The sequence below is a fragment of the Lachnoclostridium sp. An118 genome, assembly GCF_002160985.1.
Taxonomy (GTDB): domain Bacteria; phylum Bacillota; class Clostridia; order Lachnospirales; family Lachnospiraceae; genus Claveliimonas; species Claveliimonas stercoravium.
Map to the genome: position 1 here is coordinate 91,206 of NZ_NFLQ01000007.1, position 21,538 is coordinate 112,743.

Annotated in this window: 22 protein-coding genes and 1 pseudogene; 16 read left to right on the forward strand and 7 right to left on the reverse strand. The window is 54.9% G+C overall.

The features are described from left to right. The first annotated feature begins 9 nt into the window (after positions 1 to 9). The 3 genes from B5E62_RS08030 (at position 10) to B5E62_RS08040 (ending at position 3,309) form a co-directional block, all read left to right on the forward strand. Positions 10 to 873: a bifunctional 5,10-methylenetetrahydrofolate dehydrogenase/5,10-methenyltetrahydrofolate cyclohydrolase gene (locus tag B5E62_RS08030; protein WP_087174099.1), complete on the forward strand. Its 864-nt coding sequence runs from the start codon at positions 10 to 12 to the stop codon at positions 871 to 873. Between the two features lie 199 nt (positions 874 to 1,072). Further along, on the forward strand, positions 1,073 to 2,599 hold the full coding sequence (locus tag B5E62_RS08035; RefSeq protein ID WP_242957784.1) for a DUF1538 domain-containing protein: 1,527 nt from the start codon (positions 1,073 to 1,075) through the stop codon (positions 2,597 to 2,599). A gap of 14 nt (positions 2,600 to 2,613) precedes the next feature. Further along, complete coding sequence (locus tag B5E62_RS08040) at positions 2,614 to 3,309, forward strand: P-II family nitrogen regulator (protein WP_087174100.1); 696 nt, start codon at positions 2,614 to 2,616, stop codon at positions 3,307 to 3,309. A gap of 183 nt (positions 3,310 to 3,492) precedes the next feature. Here B5E62_RS08040 and B5E62_RS08045 read toward each other — a convergent pair whose 3' ends face one another. Then, positions 3,493 to 3,693: a cold-shock protein gene (locus B5E62_RS08045; RefSeq protein ID WP_033126940.1), complete on the reverse strand. Its 201-nt coding sequence runs from the start codon at positions 3,691 to 3,693 to the stop codon at positions 3,493 to 3,495. A 258-nt stretch (positions 3,694 to 3,951) separates the two neighbouring features. Between B5E62_RS08045 and B5E62_RS08050 the strand changes: the two genes are divergently transcribed. The 7 genes and pseudogenes from B5E62_RS08050 to fliB all read left to right on the forward strand — a co-directional run bounded on the left by B5E62_RS08050 (position 3,952) and on the right by fliB (position 11,279). Then, positions 3,952 to 5,364 carry an amidophosphoribosyltransferase gene (locus B5E62_RS08050; RefSeq protein ID WP_087174101.1) on the forward strand — a complete coding sequence of 471 codons (1,413 nt, stop codon included), beginning with the start codon at positions 3,952 to 3,954 and terminating at the stop codon, positions 5,362 to 5,364. Between the two features lie 19 nt (positions 5,365 to 5,383). Next, positions 5,384 to 5,836: an RrF2 family transcriptional regulator gene (locus tag B5E62_RS08055; protein WP_087174102.1), complete on the forward strand. Its 453-nt coding sequence runs from the start codon at positions 5,384 to 5,386 to the stop codon at positions 5,834 to 5,836. A gap of 71 nt (positions 5,837 to 5,907) precedes the next feature. Beyond that, positions 5,908 to 6,357, forward strand: a complete 450-nt coding sequence (locus tag B5E62_RS08060) for an RrF2 family transcriptional regulator (RefSeq protein ID WP_087174149.1) — start codon at positions 5,908 to 5,910, stop codon at positions 6,355 to 6,357. Between the two features lie 145 nt (positions 6,358 to 6,502). Further along, on the forward strand, positions 6,503 to 7,435 hold the full coding sequence (gene cysK, locus B5E62_RS08065; RefSeq protein ID WP_087174103.1) for a cysteine synthase A: 933 nt from the start codon (positions 6,503 to 6,505) through the stop codon (positions 7,433 to 7,435). 103 nt (positions 7,436 to 7,538) lie between these two features. Further along, positions 7,539 to 9,164: a phosphoenolpyruvate--protein phosphotransferase gene (gene ptsP, locus B5E62_RS08070; protein WP_087174104.1), complete on the forward strand. Its 1,626-nt coding sequence runs from the start codon at positions 7,539 to 7,541 to the stop codon at positions 9,162 to 9,164. A 26-nt stretch (positions 9,165 to 9,190) separates the two neighbouring features. After that, a pseudogene (locus tag B5E62_RS08075) lies at positions 9,191 to 10,139 on the forward strand (NCS2 family permease); the annotation flags it as partial. 9 nt (positions 10,140 to 10,148) lie between these two features. Next, the gene (gene fliB, locus B5E62_RS08080) at positions 10,149 to 11,279 is read left to right on the forward strand and encodes a flagellin lysine-N-methylase (protein WP_087174105.1); all 1,131 of its coding nucleotides are present in this window, start codon (positions 10,149 to 10,151) and stop codon (positions 11,277 to 11,279) included. 219 nt (positions 11,280 to 11,498) lie between these two features. Here fliB and B5E62_RS08085 read toward each other — a convergent pair whose 3' ends face one another. The 4 genes from B5E62_RS08085 to B5E62_RS08100 form a co-directional block, all read right to left on the reverse strand. Then, positions 11,499 to 12,320 carry a hypothetical protein gene (locus tag B5E62_RS08085; protein WP_087174106.1) on the reverse strand — a complete coding sequence of 274 codons (822 nt, stop codon included), beginning with the start codon at positions 12,318 to 12,320 and terminating at the stop codon, positions 11,499 to 11,501. A 224-nt stretch (positions 12,321 to 12,544) separates the two neighbouring features. Next, positions 12,545 to 13,582, reverse strand: a complete 1,038-nt coding sequence (locus B5E62_RS08090; RefSeq protein ID WP_087174107.1) for an ABC transporter substrate-binding protein — start codon at positions 13,580 to 13,582, stop codon at positions 12,545 to 12,547. 54 nt (positions 13,583 to 13,636) lie between these two features. Continuing rightward, positions 13,637 to 14,113 (reverse strand): hypothetical protein, encoded by a 477-nt coding sequence (locus B5E62_RS08095; RefSeq protein WP_087174108.1) that lies wholly within the window; start codon positions 14,111 to 14,113, stop codon positions 13,637 to 13,639. Positions 14,114 to 14,168: 55 nt separating this feature from the next. Continuing rightward, complete coding sequence (locus B5E62_RS08100; RefSeq protein ID WP_087174109.1) at positions 14,169 to 14,387, reverse strand: hypothetical protein; 219 nt, start codon at positions 14,385 to 14,387, stop codon at positions 14,169 to 14,171. A gap of 131 nt (positions 14,388 to 14,518) precedes the next feature. Here B5E62_RS08100 and B5E62_RS08105 point away from each other — a divergent pair, with 131 nt between their 5' ends. After that, positions 14,519 to 15,244 (forward strand): phosphatase, encoded by a 726-nt coding sequence (locus B5E62_RS08105; RefSeq protein ID WP_087174110.1) that lies wholly within the window; start codon positions 14,519 to 14,521, stop codon positions 15,242 to 15,244. Between the two features lie 107 nt (positions 15,245 to 15,351). Then, positions 15,352 to 15,648 carry a YerC/YecD family TrpR-related protein gene (locus tag B5E62_RS08110; RefSeq protein WP_033126950.1) on the forward strand — a complete coding sequence of 99 codons (297 nt, stop codon included), beginning with the start codon at positions 15,352 to 15,354 and terminating at the stop codon, positions 15,646 to 15,648. Between the two features lie 48 nt (positions 15,649 to 15,696). Here the strand turns inward: B5E62_RS08110 and B5E62_RS08115 are convergent, their stop codons facing one another. After that, positions 15,697 to 16,299, reverse strand: coding sequence for a DUF1836 domain-containing protein (locus B5E62_RS08115; RefSeq protein WP_087174111.1), 603 nt, complete (start codon positions 16,297 to 16,299; stop codon positions 15,697 to 15,699). Positions 16,300 to 16,477: 178 nt separating this feature from the next. Here B5E62_RS08115 and B5E62_RS08120 point away from each other — a divergent pair, with 178 nt between their 5' ends. Together B5E62_RS08120 and B5E62_RS08125 are read left to right on the forward strand one after the other, a co-directional pair. After that, the gene (locus B5E62_RS08120; RefSeq protein WP_087174112.1) at positions 16,478 to 17,398 is read left to right on the forward strand and encodes an NYN domain-containing protein; all 921 of its coding nucleotides are present in this window, start codon (positions 16,478 to 16,480) and stop codon (positions 17,396 to 17,398) included. Next, positions 17,395 to 18,315, forward strand: a complete 921-nt coding sequence (locus B5E62_RS08125) for an AEC family transporter (RefSeq protein WP_087174113.1) — start codon at positions 17,395 to 17,397, stop codon at positions 18,313 to 18,315. The genes B5E62_RS08120 and B5E62_RS08125 overlap by 4 nt, the downstream gene beginning before the upstream one ends. An 8-nt stretch (positions 18,316 to 18,323) precedes the next feature. Here B5E62_RS08125 and B5E62_RS08130 read toward each other — a convergent pair whose 3' ends face one another. After that, complete coding sequence (locus tag B5E62_RS08130; RefSeq protein WP_087174114.1) at positions 18,324 to 18,959, reverse strand: HAD family hydrolase; 636 nt, start codon at positions 18,957 to 18,959, stop codon at positions 18,324 to 18,326. A 256-nt stretch (positions 18,960 to 19,215) separates the two neighbouring features. Here B5E62_RS08130 and B5E62_RS08135 point away from each other — a divergent pair, with 256 nt between their 5' ends. Both B5E62_RS08135 and eno read left to right on the forward strand, forming a co-directional pair. Next, positions 19,216 to 19,848 carry a cell wall hydrolase gene (locus tag B5E62_RS08135; RefSeq protein ID WP_087174115.1) on the forward strand — a complete coding sequence of 211 codons (633 nt, stop codon included), beginning with the start codon at positions 19,216 to 19,218 and terminating at the stop codon, positions 19,846 to 19,848. A 190-nt stretch (positions 19,849 to 20,038) separates the two neighbouring features. Continuing rightward, a complete protein-coding gene (gene eno / locus B5E62_RS08140; protein ID WP_087174116.1) occupies positions 20,039 to 21,334 on the forward strand; it encodes a phosphopyruvate hydratase in 1,296 nt (431 codons plus the stop codon). Positions 21,335 to 21,538: the final 204 nt, after the last annotated feature.

Below are 21,538 nucleotides of genomic sequence, written 5' to 3' on the forward strand. Positions count from 1 at the left end.
GACAAAAAGATGGGAACAGTGATGTTGGGAACCGAAGTGGCGAAGGCCATGAAGGAGCGTCTGATACAGAGGACAGAAGCGCTGAAGGAGAGGGGGACAGAGCCAAAGCTGGCGATCCTGCGGGTGGGGGCAAGGCCGGACGACCTCTCCTATGAGCGGGGAGCAAAGAAACGGATGGAGCTGACGGGCATCGGATGCCAGGTGACAGAGCTTCCGGAGGACGTCTCCCAGAGGGAGCTGGAGGAGGCGCTGGAAGCGCTGAACAGGGACCCTTCCGTACACGGGATCTTAGTGTTCCGCCCCCTTCCCGGGCATCTGGACGAGGAGCCCCTAAAGAGCCTTATCGACCCGGTCAAGGACGTGGACTGTATGAGCCCTGTCAATATAGCGAAGGTCTTTTCCGGGGACGACAGCGGCTATGCGCCCTGTACGCCGGAGGCGGTGATGGAGATGCTGGACCACTACGGCATTGATCCAAAGGGAAAGAAGGTGACTGTCATCGGAAGGAGCATGGTGGTGGGCAAACCCCTGGCCATGCTGCTCCTTAAGCGGCACGCCACAGTCACCATCTGCCACACCCGGACAGAGGACCTGGCAGGCACCTGCCGGGCGGCGGACATACTCATCGCTGCCGCCGGAAAGGCGAAGATGGTCACAGCCCCCATGGCAGGGGAAGGCGCTGTGGTGGTGGACGTGGGCATCAATATGGACCCGGAGGGAAATCTGTGCGGGGATGTGGACTTTGAGGCGGTGGAGCCAGGGGCCTCCTTTATCAGTCCTGTCCCCAGGGGCGTGGGGAGCGTCACCACATCCGTGCTGGCACAGCACGTGGTCCGGGCGGCAGAATCCCTGAGCGGACAAAGCAGAGTGTAAAAAATATCATATAGTCAGCGCGTAAAGGAGAGGGAGCGCTCCAGGCAGCCCGGTTGGATTTGACAGGGCTGCCTTTTCCATGTATAATTACTAATAAAGTTAGCAATTTGACACGGCAGAAGAAAGGAGACGATTATTGAGCAAAAAAGGCAGTACGACTTATTCAGAAGAATTTCACAAGGCAGAAGTAAGAGAAAGACTGAAGGAGAGATTAAAAGAAAAGCTGAGAGAGGCTGTCAGCGCGGTGCTTCCCATCATCGTGATCGTGATGGCGCTGTGCTTTACGATTGTTCCGGTTTCAACGGACACTATGCTGGAATTTCTCGTTGGAGCAGTGATGCTGGTGATCGGGATGATGTTTTTTACCCTGGGGGCCGAGATAGCCATGACTCCCATGGGAGAGAGGGTGGGAAGCAGTATGACCCGCTCGAAGAAGCTGTGGGTGATGGTTGTCCTGGGCTTCATCCTGGGGTTTGTCATCACAGTGTCGGAGCCGGACCTTCAGGTGCTTGCAGAGCAGGTCCCGGCAGTCCCCAATATGGTCATCATAGTTGCCGTGGCGACAGGCGTGGGGATTTTCCTCGTGGTGGCGTTCCTGAGGATCTTGTTCGGCATTCCCCTTTCCCGGATGCTGGTGTTCTTTTACATTATTGTGTTTGCCCTGGCAGCGGTTACGCCGAAGGCCTTTCTTGCGGTAGCGTTTGACTCGGGTGGAGTGACCACAGGTCCTATGACAGTTCCCTTTATCATGGCACTGGGTATCGGTATATCTGCCATCCGGAGCGACCGCCACGCGGCGGACGACAGCTTTGGCCTGGTGGCTCTTTGTTCCATCGGTCCCATCCTGGCCGTGCTCATACTGGGGCTGATCTATGAGACGGACGGGGGAGCCTACAGCATGTCCTCGCTCACGGGGGTGGAAGACTCCGTTGAGCTTGGAAAACTATTTTTACACGCACTTCCGGAGTATTTTGGAGAAATTGCGGTTTCACTTCTTCCAATCGTTGTTTTTTTCGGATTGTTCCAGATTTTTTCACTGAAATTGAAAAAACGTTCTCTGATCAAGATCGTGATAGGACTTCTCTATACGTATATCGGGCTGGTACTGTTCCTGACAGGAGTAAACGTGGGATTTATGCCGGCGGGAAATTACCTGGGACAGATGATCGCGTCCCTGCCCTACAAGTGGATCATCATACCTATCGGCATGCTCATCGGCTACTTTATCGTCATCGCCGAGCCGGCGGTGTACGTGCTGACAAAGCAGGTGGAGGAGCTGACAGACGGAGCCATAGAGGGCAGTATCATGAAGACAGGCCTGTCCATCAGCGTGGCCGTGTCGGTGGGGCTTGCCATGCTGCGGGTGCTGACGGGGATTTCCATTTTTTATCTTCTCGTACCGGGCTACGTGGCGGCCATCGCGCTGTCGTTTTTCGTGCCGAAGATCTTTACGGCGGTGGCTTTTGACTCGGGCGGAGTGGCCTCTGGTCCCATGACGGCCACCTTCCTGCTCCCCTTTGCCATAGGAGCATGTACTTCTGTGGGAGGAGACATCGTGGCGGATGCCTTTGGAGTGGTGGCTATGGTGGCCATGACACCGCTCATCACCATACAGGTGATCGGGCTGATCTACAAACTGCAGGCAAAGCATGCGGACTCCGCGGCGGCAGCAGGGCAGGTCACATCCCTGGATGCCTATGCGGATGACGCGATCATTGAATTATAGACGAGGATGGAGCTATGAGTGAAGTATATATGATGGTGACGATCACCGACTGGAAGGAAACGGCCGTGGACTTTATGGAATTTTACAAGGAAAACCATGTGGATGCCAATATGGTCACACTCGGGCGGGGAACGGCGGGCAGCGAGATGCTGGACTATCTGGGCCTGGAAGAGACGGAGAAGACCATGATACTGAGCATCGTGACGGACAAGGTCTGGAAGACGCTGAAGAGAGGGCTGCGCCAGCAGTTCAAGATTGACATTCCCGGAACAGGCATTGCCTTTATCGTGCCGGTCAGCAGCATCGGCGGAAAGAGAGAGCTTCTGTTCCTGCTGGATAAACAGGATTTTGAGAAAGGTGAGGAGACGGTATTGAAGGACACAGCACATGAATTATTGATCGTGATCGCAAACCAGGGATACAATGAGATGGTCATGGACGCGGCCAGGAGCGCGGGGGCGGCGGGAGGCACTGTGCTCCACGCCAGAGGCACCGGCATGAAGAGAGCGGAGAAGTTTTTCGGCGTCTCCCTTGTGTCAGAGAAAGAGCTGGTGCTGATCGTGACAAAGACAGAGAATAAAAATGCCATCATGCAGGCTGTCATGCAGAAGGCGGGGATGGACACAAAGGCGAAGGCCATCGTGTTCTCGCTGCCGGTGACGGACACAGCAGGCCTCCGTCTGATCGAGGAGGAAGCTGCGGACGAGTAAGGGCAGACAAGAAAAGCGCCGCCCCGGCTGCCGGACGTTCTGTCCGGCACGCCTGGGCAGCGCTTTTTTGCGCCTGGCGCAGTGTGTCTAATCGCATTCGCATGTATTGCTTTTAAATATCTAAATGAAATTGCCGTTTATATAAATAAAAGGTACATCTTATTCCGATTAATGCTTTTTCTGTTACAGCTTGACAACATTGACAGCCTGCGGTCCTTTTGTGCCCTCTGTCACCTCAAATTCCACTGCCTGGCCTTCTTCGAGGGATTTGAAGCCATCCATCAGAAGTCCGGAGTAGTGGACGAAGATATCGTTTCCCTCTTCGTCTGAGATGAAGCCATAGCCCTTCTGGTTGTTGAACCACTTTACGGTACCTTTGTTCATATGCTACCTCCATATAAATTGAATAAAAATAAAAGGTTCATAAATCTACAGAATTGTCTGTAAATTTACTCTGACAGCGTAGCATAAAACATTAAAAAAGTCAATCGATATGACAGAAATATACAGAAAATTCTCATAAAACGGATATTCGGATGTACAATTCGGCTTGTATATGGCGGGCAAATCATTTATAATGGAAAAGTATCTATTAATGTAACTGTATTGGATAAACGATTGTTGAACAGGAGGAAAAAGTACATGGGAGGACTTTTCGGTGTGGCGTCCAGGAAGGACTGTATGCTGGAGCTTTTTTACGGGGTGGATTACCATTCCCATCTGGGGACGAGGAGAGGAGGGATGGCTGCCCACGGTGAGGACGGGTTCTGCCGGGCCATCCATAATATAGAGAACTCACCCTTCCGCACAAAGTTTGAGCGGGATGTGGAGGAGATGAAGGGAAATCTGGGCATTGGCTGCATCTCGGACTACGAGCCCCAGCCCCTGCTCATACAGTCCCATCTGGGCAGCTTTGCTATTGCCACGGTGGGAAAGATCAACAACCTGGACGTTATCCTGGAGAAGGCTTACAAAGAGGGACATTCCCATTTTCAGGAGATGAGCGGCGGCCTCATCAACGCTACAGAGCTGGTGGCCTCCCTGATATGCAGGAAGGGGTCCTTCGCGGAGGGTATCCGCTATGCCCAGGAGATGATAGACGGTTCCCTGACCATGCTGGTCATGACAAAGGACGGCATCTATGCGGCGAGGGATATCCTGGGAAGGACGCCCCTTGTAGTGGGAAGAAAAGAGGACGCTTACTGCATCTCCTTTGAGAGCTTTGCCTATATCAATCTGGGCTACAGCGATCACAGGGAGCTGGGGCCCGGGGAGATTGCCTACATCACGCCGGAGGGGGTGGAGACGGTACTGCCTCCGGGAGAAAAGATGAAGATCTGCTCCTTTTTGTGGGTGTACTATGGATATCCCACATCCTCCTACGAGGGAGTCAATGTGGAGGCTATGAGATACAGATGCGGAAGCATGCTGGCAAAGAGGGACAACGGCTCTGTCCAGCCGGACATCGTGGCCGGTGTGCCTGACTCCGGCGTGGCCCACGCCATCGGCTACTCCAATGAGTCCGGTATCCCCTACGCACGGCCCTTTATCAAGTACACGCCCACCTGGCCCCGGTCCTTTATGCCCCAGAACCAGAGCCAGAGAAATCTCATCGCCCGGATGAAGCTCATACCGGTGCGTGAGCTGATCGAGGACAAGAAGCTGCTCCTCATCGACGACTCCATCGTCAGAGGGACCCAGCTTCGGGAGACAACGGAGTTCCTGTACAAGAGCGGCGCCAAGGAGGTGCATGTGCGTCCCGCCTGTCCGCCCCTTGTGTACGGATGCAAATATCTGAACTTCTCCCGTACCAAATCGGAGCTGGAGCTGATCACCAGGAGAGTGATCCGGGAGAAGGAGGGAGAGAACTGTCCGCAGGAGGTCCTGGAGGAGTACACAGACCCGGATTCCTGCCGCTACGCACAGATGATAGAGGCGATCCGTAGGGAGCAGAATTTTACAACTCTCAGATATCACCGGCTGGACGACCTGCTGGCCTCCATCGGTATCGAGCCGTGTAAAGTGTGCACGTACTGCTTTGACGGAAAAGAATAGGTGCGGGGCAGAGCGCAGGATGAAGATATCGACAAAGGGCGTCTACGCCATGGAGATCGTGGCTGACCTGGCCCTGCATGCAGGGGAGGAACAAAAAGAGAGCCTGGGGAATATTGCCAGGCGCAGAGGACTGTCAGAAAAGTACCTGGAGAGGATCATAAAGGCGCTGAAGGAGAAGGGCATTGTGGAGAGTGTGCGGGGGGCCAGAGGCGGGTACCGCCTCCTGGTCCCCCCGGAACAGCTGACGGCCAGAATGGTGCTGCAGGCCGTGGAAGGCCCGCTTGCCCCTGTGGGATGCCTGACAGGGGAGACAGACTGCCAGATGGACTGCAATGCCTGTCCTACCAGACCGCTGTGGCAGGAGATGTGGGACTGCATTCTGGATGCGGCGGATCAGGTGACGGTCGCTCATATCCTTGCGGAGACGAAGCGGGAAGAAAAAAGAGGGATTGACAGGACAGAGCAGATATAGTATAACTAGACCCATATAATACTTATTGAATTGGTAGGAAATAAAAATAAGCGTACAGGGCGGTGCAGGAGATGAAAATATCCACAAAAGGGAGATATGGCCTCAGGGCGCTGGTGGATCTGGCGGTCAATGTCAGCGGACAGCCGGTCCCTCTGACGGCGATCGCCGCAAGGCAGAGAATGTCCGTGAATTATCTGGAGCAGGTGTTTGGCCAGCTCCGCCGGGGCGGCATACTCCAAAGTACAAAGGGGGCCGGGGGCGGCTACAGTCTTTCCCGGGACCCGTCCTGCATCACGGTCAGAGAAATACTGGAAGTGCTGGAGGGACCTTTTTGCATTACCGATGCCGATCGGGACGGCAGGGAGGACAAGATAAGCAGAGCAGTCCGAGCCCTTCTGTGGGAAGAGATCGACCGCCGGACAGCCTGCCTTCTGGAGGAGAAGACACTGAATGACCTGATAAAGAAGGAGGCTGATCCTGACAATGCGGGAAAACAGGTCCACGCAGAGACAGATGCCTAGCCGGGCAGCTTTCTTTTTGAAATCAATTCCTACTAAAGTAATATATTATATTTAGAGAGGCAGTGCCCGGAGCGGCGGCTGAAGGATGGCTGGCAAACAGGGCACACAAATGTGCAAAGGAGACAAGAAAGGAGAGCAACAGACAATGGGAAAGATATATAAAAGCGTAGAGGAACTGATCGGCAGGACCCCCCTCCTGGAGGTGACAAACCTGGAGAGGGAAAAAGAACTCAGGGCAAGAGTGCTTGTAAAGCTGGAGTCATACAATCCGGCAGGGAGCGTGAAAGACAGGGCGGCCCTCTTTATGATCCGGGACGCGGAGGAGAGAGGTCTGATCCGCCCGGGAGATACGCTCATTGAGCCCACCAGCGGAAACACAGGCATCGGGCTTGCCTCTGTGGCGGCATCCCGTGGCTACCGGGTGATCTTTACCATGCCGGAGACAATGAGTGTGGAGAGAAGGAAGCTGCTTGGGAGCTACGGAGCACAGATCGTACTGACAGAAGGGGCAAAGGGCATGTCGGGTGCCATCGCAAAGGCGGAGGAGCTGGCAGCGTCCATGGAGGGAGCAGTTGTCCTGGGACAGTTCGTAAATGCTGCCAATCCCAAAGCCCACAGGGAGACCACCGGACCGGAGATATGGGAGGATACAGATGGAAAAGTGGATGTCTTTGTGGCAGGCGTGGGAACCGGGGGCACGATTACCGGGACAGGCGGATTCCTGAAGGGGAAAAATCCGGATATCCACATTGTTGCCGTGGAGCCGGAGGACTCCCCGGTGCTTTCAGGCGGCAGGCCGGGCCCCCACGGGATCCAGGGGATCGGAGCCGGATTTGTGCCGGAGATACTGGACACGGAAGTTTACAGTGAAGTGATGAAAGTGAAGACGCAGGAAGCCTTCGAGGCGGCCCGGCTGCTGGCCAGGCGGCAGGGTGTGCTGGTGGGGATCTCATCCGGGGCAGCCCTCCACGCGGCACTTAGGCTCGCCGGCCAGGACCGGTTCCAGGGCAAGACCATTGTGGCGCTCCTGCCGGACACAGGTGAGCGATACCTGTCCACAGCTCTCTTTGAGGAGTAAGAGCGGCGCAAAGTGGTGTAAGGTGCGGCTGGCACTTGACTGGATCTGCCCCAGCGTGTAAAGTAAAAGACATACAGAACAAAAAAGGGGCAGGAAGTATCATATGATCACATTGACAGGTAAAAAGGTATCAGAAGGAATTGTAATCGGCCGGCTCGTGTTTTTTAACAGGGGAGAGCGTGAAATCCGCAAGATTTACGTGGAGGACCCGGAAAAAGAGCTGGTACGGTTTCAGAAGGCCAGAAAGAAGACGGCGGCGGAGCTCCAGGAACTCTACGAAGAGTCGGCCAGTGAGCTGGGGGAGGCCAATGCCACCATCTTTGAGATGCAGCAGATGGTCCTGGAGGACGAGGAGTTTGTCAACCGGGTGGTGCGCATGATCACGGAGCAGAAGCTGAATGCGGACTATGCGGTGAAGGAGTCGGTGGAAAGCTTCCTGAAGGTCTTTTCCGTCAGGCCGGAGAGCTATGTGCGGGGACATGAGACGGACGTGCAGGATGTGGCGTCCCGCATACTGCGCATCCTGTCCAGGAGCAGGAAGGACCGGATGTTCATGGACGAGCCGTTTATCATGGCGGCCAGGGACCTCTATCCCAGCGAGGCTGTGAAGCTGGACAAGACAAAGGTGCTGGGCTTTGTTACCATGTACGGGTCCATCAACTCCCACACGGCCGTGCTGGCCAGGACAAAGGGGATCCCTTCGGTCATCGGCATCGGAGAGGCCCTCAAGAGAGATTACGAGGGCAAGATGGTCATCATAGACGGGTTTGACGGCAAGCTGTATATCGAGCCGGACCAGACTACCATGGAGAGGATGAAGCAGAAAAAGCAGCAGAACCTCCAGAAGGTGGAGACGCTGGAGAGGCTGAAGGGCAAGGAAAATGTCACCCAGAGCGGTCAGAAGATCGACGTGTGTGCCAACATAGGGAGCCGGGAGGATATTGAGCGGGTGCTGCGCAACGATGCCAATGGGATCGGTCTTTTCCGCAGTGAGTTCCTCTATATGGAGTCGCCCGGAAAGCTGCCCACAGAGGACCAGCAGTTCCAGGTGTACAAGCTGGCGGCGGAGGCCATGGGCACTAAAAAGGTAGTGATCCGCACTGCTGACCTGGGCGGCGACAAGCTGCCGGAGAGCATGGACTTTCCGGGGGAAAACAATCCCATGATGGGATACAGGGGGATCCGCATTTCTCTGGACAAGGAGGAGATGTTCAAGACCCAGCTGCGGGCTATCCTCCGGGCATCCGCTTTCGGGAATCTGCAGGTCATGTTCCCCATGATCACATCCGTTGAGGAGGTGGAGTCCGCAAAGAGGGTGCTGGAGAGGGCAAAAGCCGAGCTGAAGGAAGAGAAGGCGGCTTTTGACGAGAATATCAAAGTGGGCGTCATGATAGAGACGCCGGCGGCTGTCATGATCAGCGGAGAGCTGGCCAGAGAGGTGGACTTTTTCAGTATCGGTACAAACGACCTGACCCAGCATACCCTGGCCATGGACCGCACCAACCGGAAACTGACCGGATACTACAACGTGTATCATCCGGCTCTGGTGAAGATGATACGCATCGTGGCCAACAATGTCCACCTGGAGGGAAAGCACATCAGTATCTGCGGCGACCTGGCAGCGGATACCAGCATGACGGAGACCTTTATACAGATGGGTATTGACGAGCTCTCGGTAGCTCCGGGGAAGGTGCTGCCTCTTCGGAAGAGGATAAGGGAGATACGCTGAGCCTGTGGGAGAAGTGATATTTCAAGGCGGCCCTGATGGGAACACTTCTGATGGCTGTTTTCGCCAACTACCCCTTTGCCCTGGCACCGGGCATGGGGCTCAACGCCTATTTTGCGTACACAGTGGTGCTGGGCATGGGCTACACCTGGCAGGTGGCTCTGACAGCCGTCTTCGTGGAGGGCATCATTTTTATCATCCTTTCCCTGACCAGTGTGCGGGAGGCCATATTTAACGCCATCCCCCGGAACCTGAAGGCGGCGGTCAGTGTGGGTATCGGCCTCTTTATCGGCCTGCAGAATGCCAATATCGTGGTGGGGGGCTCCACTTTGCCGGAGCTCTATTCCCTGGACGGATACAATGCGGCAAACGGTGTGGAGGGGACCTTTAACGATGTGGGCATCACGGTGATCCTTGCTGTGGCCGGCATACTCATCACGGGAGTGCTGGTGCTGCGCAATGTTAAGGGAAACATACTCTGGGGCATACTCATCACCTGGGTGCTGGGGATCGGCTGTCAGCTGGCGGGCCTCTATGTGCCTAACCCGGAGGCCGGATCCTACGGGCTTCTGCCGGATTTCAGCGGGATCTTCTCTTTGAATTTCCTTGTCGTCATATTTGCCTTCCTGTTTGTGGACATGTTTGACACTATCGGGACACTCATCGGCGTGTCGTCAAAGGACGGCATGTTGGACGAGGAGGGACGGCTTCCCCGCATCAAGGGCGCTGGTCATCGTGGGATTCTACATGCTGACAAATGTGGTCAACATTGATTTCAATGACCTGAGCGAGGCCATTCCCTGCTACATCTGCATCGGGGCCATGCCGTTTTCCTACAGCATCTCCGAGGGGATCTCCATGGGAGTCATCTCCTATGTGGCCCTCAATCTGCTGAGCGGAAGATTCCGGGAGAAAAAGCTGAGCGCCCTCATGTATGTGCTGGCTGTCCTGTTTATCCTGAAATATATTTTTCTATAGGAGCGGACTATGCGGTATATAAGACCTGTTTACTATGATACCTTCAGGTGTGTGGCGGGCAGATGTCCCGCCTCCTGCTGCGAGGGATGGCAGATCGTCATCGATGAGGCATCCCTGGAAAAATACAGAGGCTACCAGGGAGACTTTGGCAGGAGGATGGCCAGGTCCGTATCCTGGCAGGAGGGCACTTTCCGCCAGTATGGAGGGAGATGCGCCATGCTGAATAGGGAGGGGCTCTGCGACCTCTACATAGAGAAGGGGGAGGAGTCCCTCTGCGAGACCTGCACCCGGTACCCCAGACATGTGGAGGAGTTTGAAAATGTGCGGGAGTACTCCCTCTCTCTTTCCTGTCCCGAGGCGGCCAGGATCATGCTGGAGGATGAAGGGGACCTGACCTTTGTGACAGAGGACACCCCGGAGGAGGAGACCTTTGAGGAGGGCTTTGACTTTCTTCTCTACACCAGGCTGGTGGACGCGAGGGAAGTGCTGTACGCCCTGCTGCAGAGGCAGGACCTGTCCTTTGAGCAGAAAGAGAGGGCCTGTCTGTCCTTTGCAGGCGGGGTACAGGCTCTTCTGGAGGCGGGAGACTACCCTGGCATGGAGGAGTGGATCCGGTCAGCGGGAGAGCCTGGGCTGCCGCCTTCGGAGAAAGAAAGGTGGGCGGGCCCTTCCCGTTTGTCCCGCCATGCCAGGCTGCTGGAGGAACTGCAGGTGCTGGGAGGGCTGGAGAGACTGGACCCTGCCTGGGAAAGCCTGCTGCGGGAGGAGAAGGCGTTTCTGCTGCTGGCGGGGGAAGAAAAGTATGAAGAGATACGGGCCGCCTTCAGGGAGAGCCGGGAGGCGGACGGACCGGGGGGCGAAGCATGGGACAAGAAGCTGGAAAAGCTGGCGCTGTTCTTCATCTACACTTACTTCTGCGGCGCGGTGTACGACGATGCGGTCCACGCCAAGGTGTGCCTGGCCTTCTTTTCCGCACAGTGGATACAGGAGCTTCTGATGATGGAATGGTACGTCCGGGGAGACAGTGCCGGCATGGAGTCTCTGATCCGCATGTCCTGGCGCTATGCCAGGGAGATTGAGCACTCGGATGAAAACCTGAATGCCCTGGATGACTACTTCTGGGACAGGACGAGCGGGTAGGGGAAGCTCCCTTCCCCTACCCGCTCACCGCGATACCTCGCTTATCTCTCGGCATTGCCGTTCGATGGTCTCCGCTCCGCTACGGTCGGCGCTAAGCGAACGTCCACTGGACGTTCAGCGCCGTTACCCGTCGGCTGCCCGCTCGTGCAAGCACGGCGGTCGCCCTCCGGGTGTATCGCACAAAAAGAGCTGACGCGTAGTATGCGTCAGCTCTTTGAGCTATCGGGAGAAAAGCTTCCGGAGAATGCAGCTTATAACGCCTGCTATGCACAGAGGCACCAGGGTGCCGGAGAGGGAGCCGTAGATTTCCACCGCTCCGGCGAGGCCTGTCAGAGGTGCGGGAGTTCCGGGGATAAGGCCTGCCAGTACATAGGCCAGGATGGACCCGGCGCCCACCAGGACGAAGGAGAACATGCCCCTGCCGGTGTCGCTCTGGAAGCTCCGCCTGCCATTTTCTGCCACCCGGGGACCGGTCAGTGCCCAGAGGAATGAGATGGCCTCAAAGAGCAGGAGGAAGAGGGCAAAGGCGACGTAGGCTGCCATGATGTAGTTCCTCTCCGCAACGGCTGTGGCCGGATTGCCGTAGGTGAAGAGCCCCTCCAGAAAGTGGGAGGCCAGGATAAAGGTGATGACTGCGATCAGCACAAGGGTGGCTGCCCTGCAGACCATCTGTATCAGCCGTGCCGCGACCCGGGCTCCTGTCTGGGCTGTCTTTTTTACGGGGGAGAGGACACTGTGTCTGCTCCTGGAGCGAGACCTGTGCCTTCCGTCCTCCTGGAGGCCCCTTCCGGAGCGCCTTTCTTTTTCTTTCCCGGCGCCGGAGTCCCTGCCCCTCCGGCGCCCGGAGTCCCTGCGGCTGTCATATTCCTCGTCCTCGTCATCATCGATGGGATCCTCATCATCGTCATAGTCATCATAGCTGCGGTCACAGCGGTCCTTCCGGTCGTCGCTGTCACCGTTTATATGGATCTCGGGCAGGTCCTCCTCGTAGACCACCTCGAAGTCGTCGTCAAAAAAGTCACTGTATGATCTTCCGTTCATATGTATACCTCCTTTTAACAGGATTATTCTATAATGTATGTGTGCGGGATGCAAGCAAAGACACAGAAGCTTTATAAAGTCATAAGATTTTCTTCAGAAACCGGCAGCAAAAGGGCAGGGGCATCGTAGCGATGCCGCCTGCCCGGCCGTCCCCCATGCGCCGGGATGACGCAAAAAGGACGGCGATATATATGATCAGCCTGCACAGCAGGATGGTCTGCCAGCTATCCGGCCGCCTCCCGGGCGAACTCTGTGGTGACAAGGTCCTCGTAGGGGGCCCGCTTTTCCAGCTCCCCTGCATCCTCCAGGATATCCTGGAGAAGATCGAAGCTGTCCTCAGAGAACACCAGATTGTCGGCCCATGTGTCCTGGTCATAGTAGCGGGTCACAATGGTGGTGATGGTATCCAGGTCCGTCTCCTCAAACTGAGGAGCGATGATGCCCGCGATCTCCTCCGGGGTGTGGCTCTGCACATAGTCCATGCCCTTCTGGAGGGCGTTGGTAAAGCCCTGGATCACATCCGGGTTCTCCTCTATATAGCTCTTTTTTGCGGAGAAGGCGGTGTAGGGCACGTAGCCGCTGTCAGTGCCAAGAGAGGCCACCACGTAGCCCTTTCCCTCCTGCTCAAGGCTGGTGGCTCCGGGCTCGAACTCCACCGTGAAATCCCCCTGACCGCCGGCAAAGGCCGCCGCAGTGGAGCCGAAATCAATGCTCTGGTCTATAGTCAGGTCCTTCTGCGGATTTATGCCGTTCTGGCGCAGGATATACTCGAACACCATCTCCGGCATGCCGCCCTTTCTTCCCCCGAGGACGAGATGTCCTTTCAGGTCCTTCCAGGAGAAATCCTCCACAGGCTCCCTTGCCACCAGGAAGTTTCCGGCCCGCTGGGTCAGCTGGGCGAAGTTGACCACATAGTCCTGCGCCCCCTCGTTGTAGGTGTAGATGGAGGCCTCCGACCCCATGAAGCCGATATCCGCCTCACCGGAGAGGACAGCGGTCATGGTCTTGTCGGCGCCAAAGCCATTCACCAGCTCCACCTGGATGCCCTCCTCCTCAAAGTATCCCTCCTCGATGGCCACGTACATGGGTGCGTAGAAGATGGAGTGGGCCACCTCGTTCAGCACCACCTTTGCAGGCTCTTTCGAACTGCCGCCGGCCTGACCGGCGGCAGTGCCGTCTTCCTTCTTCCCGGCCGAACAGCCGGCCAGGGAGGAAAGAGCCAGGACGGCGGCAAGCATTGCCGTAAACAGACGCTTTTTCATAAATTCCTCCTTAAAAATACTGGTGGTTTAGTATATGCGGGAGGAGGAGAAGTGCTAACACACGACGATAATGCGCCTGGGCGTGGTCTGGGGCGGTATGCTCATAGTGGAGGCGGAGTAGTAGACGATGAGGAGCTGTCCCTCCAGACTGCAGTTAAATCTCTGGCCGTTGGATGTCATGATCTGTGTGGAGGGCCCCACATTCAGCTCCAGCGACTGGTCCACTGCCAGCAGGTCCTCGTCAAACCAGCCGGCGTAAATGGTCTCGTTGGCGTTTTTCCGGCCTATGATGACGGCCTGGTACTCCGGCGGATACACAAGAGGAATCGCCAGATTGCTGTCGTAGAAGGCTGTCACCAGCATACCGGCCCGCAGTCGGACCTCCTGGATGACGTAGGTGGACGGGCTGACGATAAAATTGGATACTCCGCTGTTGTTTATGATGGAGACCTGCAGGGAGCAGCAGTCTCCGGACAGCGGAGTGACGCGCTGGATCACGCCGCTTACTGGTACAAGTGTCTGATCTGCCATAGTGATACAAATCCTTTTTTCCTTACTATATGCCGGGAAGGAAGGATGTGTTTCCCTACTTTTTCTTTGGTGGGAATTTGGGCGGGAGATACTGGTAGGCGTACAGGTCCTGGTAGGACTCCCTCTCTGCCTCCGAGACCGGCCCGGATGGGATCAGCCCGGTGCAGTCGCCGGCTGAGGCGGCGCCAGAGATGTAGTCGTAGGAGTCGATGATGGACTGGTTGTCTCTGTCCTCCTTCTTTTGCGATGCGTTCTTCTTTTCTTCCCTGCTCATGTGACTGGGACCTCCTTTATTTGCTAAATAAAAATAGATACGTTATAATGATTTCCGGACAGAGGAATTTTATACTTTATCCGTGCGGAGGAAACAGTATAGAAACGACAGATAGAGATAAGGAGGAAGAGATGGAAGTTAAGATTGATACCCACACCCACACTATTGCCAGCGGCCATGCCTACAATACGATCCGGGAGATGGCCTCCATGGCTGCAAGCAGGGGACTGGAGGGACTTGCCATCACGGAGCACGCCCCGGAGATGCCTGGAAGCTGCGGCCTTTACTATTTTCAGAACCTGAAGGTTGTTCCAAGGAAACTGGGGAATCTGAGGCTCCTGTTTGGTGTGGAGCTGAATATACTGGACGAGGACGGCACGGTGGATCTGCCGGAGCGGACGATCCGGTCGCTTGATATAGCGTTGGCCAGCATCCACCCGCCCTGCTACGGAAAGACCAGCGGCAGGGAGGAGAACACCAGGGCCTATGTCAATGCCATGAAAAAGGATTATATCGATATTATCGGGCACCCCGATGACGGGCGCTATGGGCCGGACTATGAGGTGCTTGCCAGGACGGCCAGGGAGACGGGGACTCTCCTGGAGATAAACAATTCATCCCTCCGGCCGGGAGGCTTCCGGGAGAATACCCACGACAATGCCCTGGAAATGCTCCGCTGCTGTAAAAAGTACGGCACAATGGTAACTCTTGGAAGCGATGCTCACGTGGATCTGGACATTGCGAACACCGAGTATTCGGCTAGGCTCCTGGCCGAGGCGGATTTCCCGGAGGAGCTTGTGGCCAATACGTCCCTGGATAAGCTGATGTCCGCACTGAAGCGCAATGCCCTGAGATAACGGCCTTCTGCTCGAAGGGAAAATAATCCCGCCTCCCTATGGACTTTATGAATTTAGTGTGCTAAAATATACGCATAATGAATTTCGTTTCGGAGGAGAGAATAAATATGAGCAAAAAAATCAGGACGGAGGCGGTTGACTATCTTTTTAGCGCCATACTGAGTCTGAAGGATAAAGAAGAGTGTTATATATTTTTTGAAGATATCTGTACCATCAATGAGTTGCTCTCCCTGTCGCAGCGGTTCGAGGTGGCCAAGATGCTGCGGGACCACAAGACCTATCTTGAGATCGCGGACAAGACCGGGGCCTCCACAGCCACCATCAGCAGGGTAAACCGCTCCCTAAACTACGGGAACGACGGCTACGACATGGTATTTGAGAGGATCAATAAAAAAGAAGAGTAGAGATAAAAAAGAAGATTGCCTGGCGGCAATCTTCTTTTAGACAGGGGCCTATTTTTTCTCCTCAGAGCCGGGAAGCTGGTCGATCAGCTTTTCCATGAGGAGTTTTTTTACGTAGACATCAAAGGCAAGGCTGCAGATGAAGGAGAAGAGCTGAAGGGATTCCCGGTCCTCCTCCGGCGCGTCCTGGAAGGTCTCGGCAGATGTGCTGTACATTTTTGCGATATCCTTAGCCAGATGGTCAATCCTGGATTTCTCCAGACTGCACACCTCCTCATAAACAGATGTGATGTCAAAATCCTCCCCGTTGTGAAAATATTTCTCTGTGAGAGGCTTAAGGAGCGTCTCGATATCTTTGATGGAGAGGATATTTTTAAAATAGTAGATAAAGATCAGGACCAGCACATGCTCCTTGGAGTATTTCTTTTTCACCGGAGGGGGGAGGAGATTGTTCTTTGCATAGTTGTTGATCATGGTCTTCGTCAGTATCTTGTCCTCGCCGTGCCGGCGGGTGGAGCCGAGCTGGCTCTCCATAAAGGTCGTGACCTGGTCCATGTACAGGTCAATATTCGGAATATCCTGAGGCTTCACGTAGTCGATGCGGGAGAGGCTCTGCAGGATACTGTTCAGCATATCTTTTGTGTCAATTGTCATAGTTTCACCACCTCAATGTATCTATTATATAGTATCCAAAACCAGATGACAAGAGTGGCCCGACGTGTTTTTTGAAAATGCTTTTAAGCACATTTTACTATGTATGGCCGGAAAATTCTGCTATAATAAATAAGAATGTGTTATTCAGAACGGAATGATCTAATTGGAGGTAACAGGCGTGGAAGACAGGTTTGCACTGCTCATCGATGCGGACAATGTATCGTCCAGGTACATTGAGCCCATACTGGATGAGCTTTCAAAATACGGAAAAGTGACATATAAAAGGATTTACGGGGACTGGACCAGCACCAACAATTCAGGGTGGAAGGAGGAGCTTTTAAACAACTCGATCACTCCCATCCAGCAGTTCAGCTACACTCACGGGAAAAATGCCACAGACTCGGCTATGATCATTGACGCCATGGACATGCTGTATACAAGCGAGCTGGAGGGCTTCTGCCTTGTGTCCAGCGACAGTGATTTCACCAAGCTGGCCAGCCGCCTGAGGGAGAGCGGCAAGACAGTCATCGGGATGGGCGAGAACAAGACGCCGGCTCCTTTCCGCAAGGCATGTGACATATTCACCGTGCTGGAGCTTCTCATGGAGGAGAATATGGGAGACAGTGATGTGGTGGACAGGAGCCAGATCGAGGAGGCGGTCATCCGCATTATCACGGAGAACCAGAACGATGACAGGAAGACCGGCCTTGGAGAGGTGGGAAGCCGTCTTGTGAAGCTGTACCCGGATTTTGACGTCCGCCGCTATGGATACAGCCTTCTGTCCCGGTTCCTGGAATCCTGCCCTAAGCTGAAGCTGATACAGTCCGGCTCCCAGATCACAGTGACGCTCTTTGAGGACAAGAGCAGGAGAGAGCAGATTGAGGAGTTTATCTTAAAGCAGATCAAGGACAGCGGGAAACACGGCATTTTCCTGAGCGTCCTGGGGAACCGGATACGGAATAAATTCGGGGACTTTAAGGTGCGGGATTACGGGTATTCCCAGTTCAAACAGTACATCCAGAGCTTCCACGGCGTCCATGTGCTGGATGACGGAGAGCATAACAGAGTGATATACAGCAAAAAGGATGAGCATAAATGAAGATAGACGGGCTTTTTGACCTCCAGGTCATGATGTTTCTTCTCATGGCTGTGGGGGTCGTCCTGAGAAAAATGAATATTATCACAAAAGAGGGCAAGGGCATGATGACGGACCTTGTCATCGATCTGATCCTCCCCTGCAATATCATATCCGCCTTCTACATGCCCATGGACAAGTCGGTGTTTGTGGCGGAGCTGGAAATCCTTGTCATCTCCATACTGATACAGATTTTCTGTACCTTTGTGAGCGCTGTGTTTTACCGGAGGGTGCCAAGAGAGAAAAAGATGGTCCTCCAGTACGCCACGGTCTGCTCCAATGCAGGCTTTCTCGGAAATCCGGTGGCGGAGGGACTCTACGGCTCCATCGGCCTTCTGTACGCCTCCGTCTATCTGATCCCCCAGCGGATCGTCATGTGGTCGGCGGGGGTCTCCTATTTCACCGAGTCCCCCAGCAAAAGGGAAGTGGTAAAAAAGGTGCTGAAGCATCCCTGTATCGTGGCGGTGGAAATCGGTATCGTGCTGATGGTGACTCAGATACAGCTGCCCGGCTTCCTGAGCTCTGCCATTGACAATGTGGGGGGCTGCACCACGGCTATCACCATGATCCTCATAGGGACCATCCTGACAGATGCGGATATGCGCCATATCCTGACAAAGACTACGGTGCTCTACTCCTTTGTCCGGCTGGTATTTATCCCGGCTGTGGTGTTCGCGGGGTGCTGGCTTGCCGGCATTGACTCCGTTGTGGCCGGGGTCTCCGTGACCCTTGCGGCCATGCCCGCAGGAACGACCACAGCCATCCTGGCCATGAAGTACCACGGGGATGAAGAGTTCGCGACCCAGTGCGTTGTCCTTACCACCCTTCTCTCAGTGGTGGCCATCCCTGTGTGGAGTCTTATCATACACAGCGCCCTGTAGGGGAGCGCTTATCCGGCCAGCTCCGGCAGCTCCCGGATGGAGGAGATGGAGGCGAGGCAGTCCTTTTCCGCCACCTGGCCAAATCCGTAAGAAGCAAAGATAAAAGGGATGCCCGCCTGTGCGGCAGCCTTCTGGTCCCCGGCAGTATCGCCTACATAGCAGGTGCTGCCGGGGACATTTCTGTCCATGACAAGACGGATGTTCTCGCCCTTTGTCTTTTTTGTGTTGCCAAAGCATTCTATATCTGTGATATATTTTTCAAGGCCGGTCTTCCTGAGAAAAAGTTCGATATAGCCGCTCTGGCAGTTGCTGACGATAAAGAGCCTGTGGGTCCCGGAGAGGGCGGCGATGGTCTCCCGGATATCCGGATAGAGGGGTGGGATATCCAGCCTCTCCAGAAATTCGTCCTCGTACCGGCAGCAGGCCTCCATGAGCACGTCCCGCTCAGGCAGGGGCAGGTGGGGGAAGAGATCCTCCGCGATCACGTCCATCGTCTTCCCGAATTCGTTTTTCAGCTGCTCTCCGGTGATGCCCGCCGGGGGATAGCCCAGCGTCTCAACTGCGTGATTCCACGAGTCTGCCACAGTTTTGGTGGTATCCCACAAAGTTCCGTCCACATCGAAAATAATATTTTCAAATTTCATAATGATTTCCTTTCCCAAAAGCCAAAATTCCTATTCCAGTCTATCATAAGTCCCACATTTTTGGGAGAAATATTGTGCAGTTTTCCAGGGAAAACAAGTGAGGGGCCAGGGTAGGAAATAAAAAAGTTGACAGCTTGGAGAGTTTATAGTAGAATAGCCGGCGTAACATTTTTGTAATATTCGTAATACATGTGCAATAAAGTGCATATAAATATAAAACAAATGTAAGAATATTACAGGAGATCAGGAGGAGTATATGAAATTAATGAGGATGAAAAGCCTATTTTGTGCCACAGCTGTGATGACAGCATGTACCTTCTGTACAGCCGGATTTACCAGCTATGCCATGTCGCCGGACCAGGGGAGAGACGGCGGTGCGCTCACGGCAGAGGGCAGCGTGCTGAAAGATGAGATAGCCCAGACAATGACAGAGACTGCCAGAGAGATTGCTGTAGAGAAGAAGACTCAGAGAGAAGAGGAGCTGAAGGCCCAGGCGGAAGCTGCCAGACAGGCGGAGGAGGCCAGGAAAGCGGCAGAGGAGGCTGCGCGCCAGGCCAGGGAGGCGGACCAGAGACTGCTGGCAGCCCTGATCTTCTGCGAGGCCGGCAACCAGCCCTACGAAGGACAGGTGGCCGTGGGAGCCGTGGTCATGAACCGGGTGAACAGCGTCGCTTATCCGGGCTCCATCCGTGAAGTCATCTATCAGTCCGGTCAGTTCGGACCTGCCATGACCGGGTGGCTGGACCAGGTCCTGGCAAACGGCAGCTATACCCAGACTGCTCTGCAGGCCGCGGCGGACGCCCTGGCAGGCAGTGACCCGGTGGAGGGATGTCTCTCCTTTGGAAACGGAAATTACGGCATCCGCATTGGCGACCACTATTTTCACTAAATAATGAGACATACAAAATTACTTGAGAAAAGTTCTCAATTAATAGGTTGATGATCCATCTTTCTTCTGGTACGATACATATAGTTAGTATTTACTAACTGTGTGTGGATAAATCATGGACAGCTCCTTTTGCCCGCATCCTTGGCAGGCAGGGCAAAAGGGAGTCCCATGGGAAAGGACAGAAGGAACAATGGATTTTTTAGAAATTGAAAAAGTAACAGGCCGGGAGATCATTGACTCGAGAGGCAACCCTACTGTGGAGGCTCAGGTGTATCTGGCGGACGGCACCACCGCAAGGGGAGCCGCTCCCAGCGGTGCTTCCACGGGGGAGTTTGAGGCGCTGGAGCTGCGGGACGGCGACAAGGCAAGATTCGGCGGAAAGGGCGTCTCCAGGGCAGTGGAAAATATCAATACAGTGATCAACGACGCGCTGAAGGGGATGGATGCCTCCGATATTTACGCTGTGGACAGGGCCATGATAGAGGCGGACGGCACGAAGGACAAGTCAAAGCTGGGGGCCAACGCCATCCTGGCAGTCTCCATTGCCTGCGCAAGGGCAGCGGCCTGCGCCCTGGAGCTCCCTCTTTATAAGTTCCTGGGCGGGGCGGGCGGCAACCGTCTCCCTGTGCCTATGATGAACATTTTAAATGGCGGCGCTCACGCGGCCAACACAGTGGACGTGCAGGAGTTTATGATCATGCCTGCCGGAGCCCCCAGCTTCCGGGAGGGTCTGCGCTGGTGCACGGAGGTGTTCCACGCCCTGGCGGCGCTCCTGATGGAGAACGGCCTGGCCACCTCTGTGGGGGACGAGGGGGGATTTGCCCCTGACCTGGCAAGCGACGAGGAGGCTATCGAGTACATCCTCCGGGCTGTGCGGAAGGCCGGATATGAGCCGGGAAAAGATTTTGTCCTGGCCATGGACGCGGCGTCCAGCGAGTGGAAGAGCGGCACAAAGGGCGAGTACGTGCTTCCCAAGTGCGGAAAGAAATTTACATCTGCCGAGCTGGTAGCCCACTGGAAGAGCCTGTGCGACAAATATCCTATCTACTCCATCGAGGACGGCCTTGACGAGGAGGACTGGGAAGGCTGGCAGATGATGACAGAGGAGCTGGGCGGAAGGGTGCAGCTTGTGGGAGATGACCTTTTTGTGACAAACACGGAGCGCCTGAAAAAAGGAATTGGTCTTGGATGCGGCAATTCCATCCTCATCAAGCTGAACCAGATCGGCTCCGTGTCCGAGACGCTGGAGGCCATCAGGATGGCACACAAGGCTGGCTACACGGCTATCTCATCCCACCGCTCCGGAGAGACAGAGGACACCACCATCGCGGACCTGGCGGTGGCTATGAACACATGCCAGATAAAGACCGGGGCTCCCAGCAGGAGCGAGCGGGTGGCCAAGTACAACCAGCTCCTTCGGATCGAGGAGGAGCTGGGAGACGCAGCGGTCTACCCGGGCTTTGGGGCTTTCAATATTAAAAGATAAGTAAGTGAAGACATTTTCTCCTTTCAGGCAGGTCAGCCCGCGGGATTTCCCCGGGCGGCCTGCCTTTTATGTATTGTTTTACCATGCTTTGTTTTTACAGACAGCCTTGATTATGTATTACGAATAAAAATTAATGTTTAACATTAAAAATATATTGTAATTCATAAAATATGCCGCTATACTGGATGTAGATGATAAAATGAG